This is a genomic window from Streptomyces sp. IBSBF 3136, assembly GCF_036815105.1.
GTDB lineage: Bacteria > Actinomycetota > Actinomycetes > Streptomycetales > Streptomycetaceae > Streptomyces.
Map to the genome: position 1 here is coordinate 1 of NZ_JAJSZC010000347.1, position 5574 is coordinate 5574.

Below are 5574 nucleotides of genomic sequence, written 5' to 3' on the forward strand. Positions count from 1 at the left end.
CCGTGGGGGCGGACCGCAGGGAGGTTGGGGGGGCGGAGCCACGCACGCTACTCGCGGGGTGCGGAACGCGTGGCGATTTCCCCAAACTGGCCGGTCGGTATGCGCTTACTTCTCGGGAGCGGGGTCCGAGCTGGGGGGTTACCCGCGTTAACCAGCGGTGCCGGGGGTCATTCCGGCCGCACCGGGAACCGCCGGGGTGCCACCACCAGCAGCACCACGAACGCCAGGGCCGCCGCGCCGGCCGCGCCCAGGTACACCGCGTGCACCGCGGCGGCGATCGCGCGGCGGGTGGTCTCCGGGGCCGTACCGGCGGCCAGGGCGCGGGTGACGGACTCCAGGTCGCCGGCACCGCCGAGGCGGGCGGCCAGCACGCCGTTGGCGACGGCACCGAACACGGAGGCGCCCACGGTCTGCCCGGTCTGCCGGCAGAACAGCACCGACGCCGTGGTGGTCCCGCGCTCCGACCAGCCCACCGTCGACTGCACCCCGATGATCAGCGGCAGTTGGAACAGCCCCAGCGCCCCGCCGAGCAGCAGCATCAGCAGCATCGGCTGCCACCAGGAGCCGGGGTAGGGCAGGAACGGGAACGCGAGCAGGATCAGCGCGCCCAGGCCGATGCCGAGCAGGGCGGTGTCGCGGAAGCCGATGCGCCGGTAGACGTGCTGGCTGAGCGCCGCCGACGCCGACCAGGTCAGCGTCCACACGCACAGCACCAGACCGGCGGCCGCCGGGCCGAGCCCCAGTACCGACTGGGCGTACGTCGGCAGGAAGACCGAGGGCGCCACCATCAGCAGTCCCAGTGCGCCGAGCGCCAGGTTGACGGCCGCGATCGTACGGCGCCGCCACACCCACCCGGGGATGATCGGCTCCGCCGCCCGCCGCTCCACCCACACCACGGCCCCGGCCAGCGCGAGCCCGGTGCCGGCCAGCGCCAGCGAGGGCGCCGACAGCCACGGCCAGGCCACCCCGCCCTGCACCAGCGCGGTCAGCAGCACCCCGCCGCAGGCGAACACCGCGAGCGCGCCCGCCCAGTCCACGCGCACCCGGGCCGTCCGCTGCCGCGCCGGCTCGTGCAGATGACGGACGATCAGCCACAGCGCGACCGCGCCGATCGGCAGGTTGACCAGGAAGATCCAGCGCCAGCCGGCGTACGCGGCGAGCACCCCGCCAAGACCCGGCCCGGCCACCGCCGACACCGCCCACACCGTGGACAGCCGGGCCTGGATGCGCGGGCGCTCCTTGAGCGGATACAGGTCGGCGGCCAGCGTCTGCACGGTCCCCTGCAACGCCCCGCCGCCCAGGCCCTGCACGACCCGGAACGCGATCAGCGCCGCCATGTTCCAGGCTCCCGCGCACAGCAGCGAGCCCAGCAGGAAGACGGCGGTCCCGGCGACCAGCACCGGCTTGCGGCCGAAGGTGTCGGACAGCTTGCCGTACACGGGCAGGGTGACGGTGACGGCGAGCAGATAGCCGGAGAACAGCCACGAGAAGACGGAGAACCCGCCGAGGTCGCCGACGATCTGCGGGACGGCGGTGGAGACGATGGTGGCGTCGAGCGCGGCCAGCGCCATCGAGAGCATCAGCGCGGCGACGACCGCGCCCCGGCCCCGGTCGCCCCGCCGCGCGGTGGCGCCCTCACGTGTCACGGGTGTCGTGCTCCCCACCGGATCCCCTTCCCCCGTACCCCGCGCCCGTGTTGCCGCGGCGCGCCTGCCGGCACCCGCGTGCCGCGAGGTGGTGTGCCCCCCGACAGCTTCCCACTTGCCCCTGACGTGACGGGAGGGTGGAGCCTGGCCGGGCCGGAGGGTGGAGCCGACCCCGAGAAGCTCTCCACCCGGCGGTGGACCACCCCTAGGGGTACCTCCGTACCAGGGCTCGGGGAGGGTTCGTACCGCCGGAGGACGAGAAGGACCCGGTGCCGTCCTTAATCTGGCTTTACGCCGCTGGGGGGCGGCTGAACGAACCGGCGGGGGTGGGGTTAGCCCCCGCACAAGAGGGGTCTTCGCACCAGCGCGCGGCCCGCCGCCGCACGCGAGACTCATCGACGTACCCAGAACGACGCACCGGTCCGCCGGGGCGCATCCGCGACTTGTCGACCGACATAGGAGACATACCGTGACATCGGCTGTGACCATTCCCAGGCACGGGGGCACTGGAGGAACGACGGCCGTTGCCGCGAGGGCCCGGCAGGTCGTGAAGGCCTACGGGTCCGGCGAGACCCGGGTCGTCGCCCTGGACCACGTCGACGTGGACATCGCCCGCGGTCGGTTCACCGCGATCATGGGCCCCTCCGGGTCCGGCAAGTCCACCCTGATGCACTGCCTCGCCGGTCTCGACACCGTCACCTCCGGGCAGATCTACCTGGACGAGACCGAGATCACCGGCCTGAAGGACAAGAAGCTCACCCGGCTGCGCCGGGACCGGATCGGCTTCATCTTCCAGGCGTTCAACCTGCTCCCCACGCTGAACGCGCTGGAGAACATCACGCTGCCCATGGACATCGCCGGGCGCAAGCCCGACCGGGCCTGGCTGGACCGGGTGGTGGAGACCGTCGGACTCGCCGGGCGGCTCAAGCACCGGCCCACCCAGCTCTCCGGCGGCCAGCAGCAGCGCGTCGCCGTGGCCCGGGCGCTCGCCGCCCGCCCGGAAATCATCTTCGGTGACGAGCCCACCGGAAACCTCGACTCGCGCGCCGGCGCCGAGGTCCTCGGATTCCTGCGCAGGTCCGTGGACGAACTGGGCCAGACCATCGTGATGGTCACCCACGACCCGGTGGCCGCCTCCTACGCCGACCGCGTGCTCTACCTCGCCGACGGCCGCATCGTGGACGAGATGCACCAGCCGACGGCCGATCAGGTCCTCGACCGCATGAAGGACTTCGACGCCCGGGGGCGTACGTCATGACCGTCCTGAAGACCTCCCTGCGCAACTTCCTGGCGCACAAGGGCCGCATGGCCCTGTCCGCCGTCGCGGTGCTGCTCTCGGTCGGGTTCGTCACCGGCACCCTGGTGTTCACCGACACGATGAACACCACCTTCGACAAGCTCTTCCAGGCCACGTCCTCCAACGTCACGGTCAGCGCCAAGGGCTCCTCGGACACCGGCGAGACCACCTCCCGCACCGGCAAGCCGCCGGTCATGCCCGCCTCCGTGCTCGGCGAGATCCGCAAGGCCCCGGGCGTGCGGTCGGCCGAGGGCACGGTGTTCTCCACCTCGGTCACCGTCGTCGACGGGCACAACGACAAGCTGTCGCCCACCAGCGGCGCCCCGACCATCGTCGGCAACTGGAACCACATCGACGCCCGCACCAAGAAGATCACCTCCGGTGCGGCGCCCAAGGACGCCGGCCAGGTGATGCTCGACGCGGACACCGCCAAGAAGCACCACCTCGGGATCGGTGACGACATAGGTGTGATCACCGCCCTCGGCACGCACCACGCGCGCGTGTCCGGCATCGCCACCTTCACCGTCACCAACCCCGGCGCGGCCATCTTCTACCTGGACACGAAGACCGCCCAGCAGACCCTCGTCGGCCGCACCGGCGTGTACACCAACGTCAACGTGACCGCCGCCGAGGGCGTCAGCGACGCGCGGCTGAAGAAGAACGTGATCGCGGCCCTCGGCAGCGGCTACAAGGTGCAGACCGCCAAGGAGGTCGCCGACGCCAACCAGAAGGACATCGAGAGCTTCCTGAACGTCATGAGGTACGCGATGCTCGGCTTCGCCGGGATCGCCTTCCTGGTCGGCATCTTCCTCATCATCAACACCTTCTCGATGCTGGTCGCCCAGCGCACCCGTGAGATCGGCCTGATGCGTGCCATCGGCTCCTCCCGCCGCCAGGTCAACCGGTCCGTGCTCGTCGAGGCCCTGCTGCTCGGCGTCATCGGCTCCGTGCTCGGCGTCGGCGCCGGCGTCGGCATCGCCGTCGGCCTGATGAAGCTCATGGGCAACATCGGGATGCACCTGTCCACCGACGACCTGACCGTCGCCTGGACCACCCCCGCGCTCGGCCTGCTGCTCGGCGTGGTCGTCACCGTCCTCGCCGCCTACCTGCCGGCCCGCCGCGCCGGCAAGGTCTCCCCGATGGCCGCACTGCGCGACGCCGGCGCCCCCGCCGACGCCAGGGCCGGGATCGTCCGGGCCGTGATCGGCCTGGTCCTCACCGGGGCCGGCACCGCGAGCCTGTACGTCGCCGGCACCGCCGACAAGGCCACGGGCGGCTCCGCCTGGCTCGGCCTCGGCGTGGTGCTGACCCTGATCGGCTTCGTCGTCATCGGCCCGCTGCTGGCCGCCGGCCTGATCCGCGTCCTCGGCGCCGTCATCCTGCGGGTCTTCGGCCCCGTCGGACGGATGGCCGAGCGCAACGCACTGCGCAACCCGCGCCGCACCGGCGCCACCGGCGCCGCGCTGATGATCGGACTGGCCCTGGTGGCCTGCCTGTCGGTGGTCGGCTCCTCCATGGTGGCCTCCGCCACCGACCAGCTCGACAAGACCGTCGGCACCGACTTCATCATCCAGGAGGACCACGGCCAGGTCATCAACCCGCAGGCGGTCAAGGCCATCAAGGCCACGGCCGGCCTCGAGCGGGTCACCGAGTACCGCTCGACCGTCGCCGATTACACCACCCCCGACGGCCGGACCCTCAAGGACACGGACATCACGGCGGCCGACCCGACGTACGCACGCGACCTGCGCAAGAAGACCGTCGCGGGCAATCTGGAGGACGCCTACCGGCCCGACTCGATGTCGGTCCACGAGAAGTTCGCCAAGGCCCACGGCATCCACCTCGGCTCGAAGATCGCCGTCGCGTTCAAGGACGGCTCCACGGCCCACCTGACGGTCCGCGCCATCACCAGCAGCGACGAGGTCATCGACCAGGGCGCCATGTACACCTCCATCGCGACCCTCGCGAAGTACGTGCCCGCCGACAAGATGCCGCTCGACCAGCTGGTCTTCGCCACCGCGAAGGACGGGCAGCAGGCGGCCGCCTACAAGGCGCTGAAGTCGGCCCTGCACCAGTACCCGCAGTACACCGTGCGCGACCAGACCGACTACAAGAAGGCGCTGAAGGACCAGATCGGCCAGCTCCTCAACATGATCTACGGCCTGCTGGCGCTCGCGATCATCGTCGCCGTCCTCGGCGTGGTGAACACCCTCGCCCTCTCCGTGGTCGAGCGCACCCGCGAGATCGGCCTGATGCGGGCGATCGGCCTCTCCCGCCGCCAGCTGCGCCGCATGATCCGCCTGGAGTCCGTGGTGATCGCCGTCTTCGGTGCCCTGCTGGGTCTCGGCCTCGGCATGGGCTGGGGCGCCACCGCCCAGAAGCTGCTCGCCCTGGAAGGCCTGAAGGTCCTGGACATCCCCTGGCCGACCATCATCACCGTCTTCGTCGCCTCGGCCTTCGTGGGCCTGTTCGCCGCCCTGATCCCGGCCTTCCGGGCCGGCCGGATGAACGTCCTGAACGCCATCGCGACCGACTAGACGGACGTACGACCACCGCACACGGGGGTTGCGGGGGAAGGACCCGGGGGGGGGGGGGGGGGGGGGGGGGGGGGGGGGGGGGGGGGGGGGGGGG

Annotated in this window: 3 protein-coding genes; 2 read left to right on the forward strand and 1 reads right to left on the reverse strand. The window is 71.7% G+C overall.

Features of this window, described 5'->3' with window-relative positions; translation table 11 throughout:
* Positions 1-167: 167 nt before the first annotated feature.
* On the reverse strand, positions 168-1664 hold the full coding sequence (locus V7E45_RS38370; RefSeq protein WP_333778907.1) for an MFS transporter: 1497 nt from the start codon (positions 1662-1664) through the stop codon (positions 168-170).
* A 451-nt stretch (positions 1665-2115) separates the two neighbouring features.
* Here V7E45_RS38370 and V7E45_RS38375 point away from each other — a divergent pair, with 451 nt between their 5' ends.
* Together V7E45_RS38375 and V7E45_RS38380 are read left to right on the forward strand one after the other, a co-directional pair.
* Positions 2116-2904, forward strand: a complete 789-nt coding sequence (locus V7E45_RS38375; RefSeq protein WP_333778908.1) for an ABC transporter ATP-binding protein — start codon at positions 2116-2118, stop codon at positions 2902-2904.
* Positions 2901-5480, forward strand: a complete 2580-nt coding sequence (locus V7E45_RS38380; protein ID WP_333778909.1) for an ABC transporter permease — start codon at positions 2901-2903, stop codon at positions 5478-5480. Before V7E45_RS38375 ends, V7E45_RS38380 begins: the two co-directional genes overlap by 4 nt.
* Positions 5481-5574 lie beyond the last annotated feature (94 nt).